The organism is Stenotrophomonas sp. AS012628, assembly GCF_010608305.1.
Classification (GTDB): Bacteria; Pseudomonadota; Gammaproteobacteria; order Xanthomonadales; family Xanthomonadaceae; genus Stenotrophomonas; species Stenotrophomonas geniculata.
In genome coordinates this window covers 1-5,248 of record NZ_VMBJ01000087.1, presented here as the reverse complement: position 1 = coordinate 5,248, position 5,248 = coordinate 1, and the positions used below count along the sequence as shown (strand labels likewise).

At 69.2% G+C, this 5,248-nt stretch carries 5 protein-coding genes; all 5 read left to right on the top strand.

From position 1 onward, the window contains the following. Nucleotides 1–26 precede the first annotated feature (26 nt). From G5A07_RS20975 to G5A07_RS20955, 5 genes are read left to right on the top strand one after another with little or no spacing between them, the layout of a single operon-like run. Entirely contained in the window at nucleotides 27–236 is a 210-nt protein-coding gene (locus G5A07_RS20975; RefSeq protein ID WP_010487502.1) for a DUF1656 domain-containing protein, read from the top strand. Beyond that, the gene (locus G5A07_RS20970; protein WP_010487500.1) at nucleotides 233–1,150 is read left to right on the top strand and encodes an HlyD family secretion protein; all 918 of its coding nucleotides are present in this window, start codon (nucleotides 233–235) and stop codon (nucleotides 1,148–1,150) included. The genes G5A07_RS20975 and G5A07_RS20970 overlap by 4 nt, the downstream gene beginning before the upstream one ends. After that, nucleotides 1,147–2,607: an efflux transporter outer membrane subunit gene (locus G5A07_RS20965; RefSeq protein WP_010487499.1), complete on the top strand. Its 1,461-nt coding sequence runs from the start codon at nucleotides 1,147–1,149 to the stop codon at nucleotides 2,605–2,607. Before G5A07_RS20970 ends, G5A07_RS20965 begins: the two co-directional genes overlap by 4 nt. Nucleotides 2,608–2,610: 3 nt before the next feature. Further along, on the top strand, nucleotides 2,611–4,650 hold the full coding sequence (locus tag G5A07_RS20960) for an FUSC family protein (protein WP_191863949.1): 2,040 nt from the start codon (nucleotides 2,611–2,613) through the stop codon (nucleotides 4,648–4,650). Between the two features lie 50 nt (nucleotides 4,651–4,700). Then, on the top strand, nucleotides 4,701–5,099 hold the full coding sequence (locus tag G5A07_RS20955) for a hypothetical protein (RefSeq protein WP_126560700.1): 399 nt from the start codon (nucleotides 4,701–4,703) through the stop codon (nucleotides 5,097–5,099). Nucleotides 5,100–5,248: the final 149 nt, after the last annotated feature.

Genomic DNA, 5,248 nt, shown 5'->3' with positions numbered 1-5,248 from the left:
CCCCCACCTCGCCCCCGCCCCTTCCGATGCCCGGTGAATTCAGTCTCCATGGAGTGTTCGTCCCGACCCTGCTCGGGTTGATGTTGTTGGCCTACTTGGTCAACAGCGGCCTGCACGCGCTGCTGCAGCGTGCCGGCGCCTACCGCCATGTCTGGCACCCGGCGCTGTTCAACCTGGCGCTGTACGGAATCGTGCTGGGCCTGCTGTTCCACCTCCTGCGTTGGATGCAATCGTGAACAAGATCGTGAAGAAGACCCTGCCCATACTGCTGACCAGCGCAGCCGTGATCGTCGCCCTGCTGGTGCTGCGCCAGCTGTGGGTCTATTACATGGATGAGCCGTGGACCCGCGACGCCCATGTCGGCGCCGACGTGGTGCAGGTGGCGCCGGATGTTTCGGGCCTGGTGGAAACGGTGAACGTGGCCGACAACCAGGCGGTGAAGAAGGGCGACCTGCTGTTCGTGGTCGACCGCGCCCGTTACCGCATCGCGCTGGAGCAGGCCAAGGCCAGCCTGGCCGAGCGCCAAGCCTCGGTGGCACAGCTGCGCCGCGAGATCGGCCGCGACCGCAGCCTGCAGGACCTGGTCGCCGCCGAGGACGCCGAAGTGCGCCGCGCCAAGCTGCAGGCTGCACAGGCTGCGCTGGGCACCGCACAGGCGGCGGTCGACCTGGCCGAGCTCAACCTGGGCCGCACCGAGGTGCGCGCACCGGCCGATGGCCGGGTCAACGACCGCACCATGCGCGTGGGCGACTACGTGGTGGCCGGCAAGCCGGTGCTGGCGCTGCTGGACACCGGCTCGTTCCGCATCGACGGCTACTTCGAGGAAACCCGCCTGCGCGGCGTGGCCCCGGGGCAGCGCGTGGACATCCGCCTGATGGGCGAATCGGCGCCGCTGCGCGGCCATGTCGAGAGCATCGCCGCCGGCATCGAGGATCGCTACCGCAGCAACGGCAGCACCCTGCTGCCGAACGTGACCCCGGCCTTCGACTGGGTGCGGCTGGCGCAGCGCATTCCGGTGCGCATCGCCATCGACGAAGTGCCAAAGGGCGTTGAGCTGATTGCCGGCCGTACCGCCACGGTGACCGTACAGACCAACAGCACCAAGCATGCAGACAAGGTCGGCACCGCGCCGACACAGGCGGGCCTGTGAACGCCACCCTGCCCCGTCTCGGCCTGATCGTCGCGCTGGCCAGCCTGGCCGCGTGCAGGACCGTCGGCCCGGACTACGCGCTGCCGGAAGGCTCGGCGTTCAAGCGCCCGGAGGCCAATGCGGCCTTCATCGATACGCAGAACCCGCAGGTGGCCGCCAACCAGGCGCTGCCCGACCGCTGGTGGTCGTTGTACAACGACCCGGTGCTGGACGGGCTGATCACCCAGGCGCTGCGTGACAACGTGGAACTGAAGGCCGCCGATGCGCACCTGCGCCGCGCCGCCGCCGTGTACGAACAGGCGCTGGACGCCGGCGGCTTCGAGTACGAGGCCGAGGCCGGCGTCAGCCGCGCGCAGCTGTCGGCCGAATCGTTCCTGCAGGAGCACGAGCTGCCGGTGATCAACCTGGCCGATGGCAAGTTCGCGGTCAGCTACCAGTTCGACCTGTTCGGCAAGCTCAAGCGCGGCGCCGAAGCGGCGCGTGCCGACGAGCAGTCGGTGGCGGCGGCACGCGATCTGGCCCAGGTCAGTGTGGTCGCCCAGGTGGCCGACAGCTACCTGGAAATCTGCCATGCCAACCACGAACTGCACGTGGCCGAGCATTCGCTGCAGCTGCAACAGCGCAGCCGCACCGTTACCGAGCGCCTGATCGCGGCTGGCCGTGGCACGCCGCCGGAGCTGGCCCGCGCCAATGCCCAGGTGGCGCTGCTGGAAGCTGCACTGCCGCCGCTGCATGCGCAGCGGTCGGCGGCCGCCTATTCGCTGGCCGCCCTGCTCGGGCAGACCCCGGGCCAGCTGCCGGCTGGCGTGATCGACTGTGCACACGCCCCCGGCCTGGCGCAGCCGCTGCCGGTCGGTGATGGCCGCGCGCTGCTGCAGCGCCGCCCGGACGTGCGCCAGGCCGAACGCAAGCTGGCCTCGGCCACCGCGCGCATTGGCGTGGCCACCGCCGAACTGTATCCGGACATCCGCCTGGGTGCCTCGGTGGGTGCCGCCGGCCTGCTGGAAGACTTCGGCACGCCGATGACCCAGCAGTGGTCGATCGGCCCGCTGATCTCGTGGACGTTGCCGTCGTCGGGCACGCACGCGCGCATCCACGCCGCCGAAGCCGGTGCCGACGCGGCGCTGGCCGAGTTCGACCACACGGTCCTGCAGGCGCTGCGCGAGACCCAGACCGCGCTGGACCGCTATGCGCAGGACCTGCGCCGGCTGCAGTCGCTGCGCATCGCGCAGGAACAGGCCGCATTGGCTGCCGAGCAGAACCGCCGGCTGTACCAGGGTGGCCGCACGCCGTACCTGTCCAGCCTGGATGCCGACCGCAGCCTGGCCACCAGCGATGCCACCCTGGCCGCCGCCGAAGCGCAGGTCTCACGCGACCAGATCCATCTGTTCCTGGTGCTGGGCGGCGGCTGGCAAGCCAGCACCGCTGCGGCCGGCACCCCGACCGCAGCGAAGTAAGCCATGAACGCGCTGACCGACCGCCAGGCCTGGCTGTTCTCGATCAAGACCTACCTGGCCGCGGTGGCCGCGCTGTACATCGCCATGGCCGGCAACCTGTCGCGCCCGTACTGGGCGATGGGCACCGTGTACATCGTCAGCCAGCCGCTGCTGGGCCCCACCCGCGCCAAGGGCGTGTACCGCATCGTCGGCACCCTGGTGGCCGGCCTGGCCACCCTGCTGGTGCTGCCGGCACTGGTGGAAACTCCGCTGGTCCTGAGCGCGGCAATGTCGATCTGGCTGGCCGGCTGCCTGTTCATGGCCCTGCTCAACCGCGGCCCGCGCGGCTACGCGTTCCTGCTGGCCGGCTACACCACCGCCTTCATCGGCTTCCCCGCAGTGACCTCGCCGGAAACCATCTTCGACACGGTGGTGGCGCGCAGCGAGGAGATCATCCTCGGCACGGTGGTGGCGGTGCTGTTCGCCTCGCTGCTGTTCCCGGCCTCGGTGCGGCCGATGCTGCGCGCCCGCATCGGCAACTGGATGGAGGACGCCGCGCAGTGGTGCCGGCAGATCCTGGAACGTGGCCGTGCACACGCGCCACGCAACCGGTTGGCCGCCGATCTGGTGCAGTTCGAGGCGCTGATCGAATTCCTGCGCCGCGATGATCCACGCCATGCAGGGTCGGCGGTGTCGATGGAGCGCCTGCGCGAGCGCATGCTGCTGCTGTTGCCGGTGCTGTCCTCGATCGCCGACCGCCTGAGTGCGTTGCGCAGCGATGGCCAGGCGTTGCCGGAAGGCCTGCCGGAACTGATCGACGACATCCACGACTGGCTCGACGGGCCGACCAATGCCAGCGAGTACGCCCGCCTGCGCGCACGCATCAGTGCGCTGAAGCCGCAGGTGGACCGCGACCTGCAGCACCTGCAGCTGGCCAGCCTGCTGCTGCGCCTGGAAGAACTGGTGGACCTGTGGCAGGACTGCCGCACCCTGCAGCACGCCATCGACCACGGCACCGCGCCGCTGGACCGCGCGCACTACCGCATCCGCACCGAACGCGTGGCCGCCGACAAGCACGTCGACTACGGCATGGCGCTGTTCTCCGCGCTCAGTGCCGGCGCGGCGCTGATGAGCTACTGCGTGCTGTGGATCGCGCTGGGATGGGAAGGCGGCGGCAACGGCGCGATGATGGCCGCGGTGACCGCCGCGTTCTTCGCCGCACAGGACGATCCGGCACCGAGCATGGTGTCGTTCCTGGTGTGGGCGATGGTCGCCTCGGTGGTGGCCGGCGTGTACCTGTTCGGCGTGTTCCCGGCCGTGCACGACTTTGGCCTGCTGGCACTGGTGCTGGCGGTGGCGTTCCTGCCGCTGGGGCTGATGCTGCACCACCCCAAGAGCGCGTTGTTCGCGCTGCCGCTGACAGTGAACCTGGCCGCGCTGCTGAGCCTGCAGAACACCTACAGCGCCAACATCCAGACCTTCCTCAACTCGTCCATCGCAATGTTCATCGGCATTGGCTTTGCGGTGGTGATGACCCGCCTGTTCCGTTCGGTGGGTGCCGAATGGACCGCGCGCCGGCTGGTGCGGCAGGGCTGGACCACGCTGGCCGAAGCCGCCGAAGGGCGTGGCCAGCAGGACCGCCAGCGCTTCGCCGCGCGCATGCTCGACCTGCTGGGCCTGCTCGCACCGCGCCTGGCGGCGACGCCCGAGGGCAGTGACATCGCTTCGGTGGACATGCTCAATGAGGCGCGCATCGGCCTGAACATCCTGCAGCTGCGCCGCGCGCGGCTGGAGCTGCCCGAGCGCAGCCGCGAAGCGGTCGAGCACATCCTGGAAGAGATCGCCGTGCATTACCGCCGTCAGATCGCCGCGCGCAAACCCATTGTGGCGGCCGAGGCGCTGCGTGAGCGGCTGGATACCTCGCTGGGCCGGGTCGGCAGCGTGGGCGCCTGCAAGGCCCGCGACGAGGCGCTGATGGGCCTGATCGGGCTGCGCTTTGCGTTGTTCCCGGAGGCGAAAGCGTTGGCGCCGGGGCTGGCAATGGACACGGCGACGCAGACGTAGCGCGCTACCCTGTGTGCCCGCAGACCCCGGCACTGCAACAGGACGGTTCAATGAGTTACGACATGATGGTGTTCGAGGCCAGCGCCGCCCCACGTGAGGCGGCGGCTTTCATCGCCTGGTTCGAAAAGCAGACGCAGTGGAACGAGCGCCACGAGTATGACGACCCGGCCGTCAGCAGCCCGGCGCTGCAGGCGTGGTTCACGGAGATGGCGCAGGACTTCCCGCCGTTGAACGGCCCATTGAGCAACGACGATGACGATCGTGCCGAAGTGACCGAGTACAGCATCGGTCAGCAGGTGATCTATGGCGCATTCACCTATTCGGTGGCCGAGCACGCGCATGGTCGCGTGCAGGACCTGGCCGAGAAGCACGGCGTGGGGTTCTTCGATGTGAGCGCCGATGAAGCGGCGATCGTGTTCCCCGATGGCCTGGTGCTGATCGCGGAATGACGGGGGCGGCAGGGCTGCGCCCTGCACCTGCCGAATCAACGTCAACGTCAAAAGCGGGTATTCCTTGGAATGGCGGTGTGGGTCCGGTTGAGGGGGACGCCGTAAACCCATCCATGAAGTGACCCCCGGGAGTTGGACACCAGATCCAA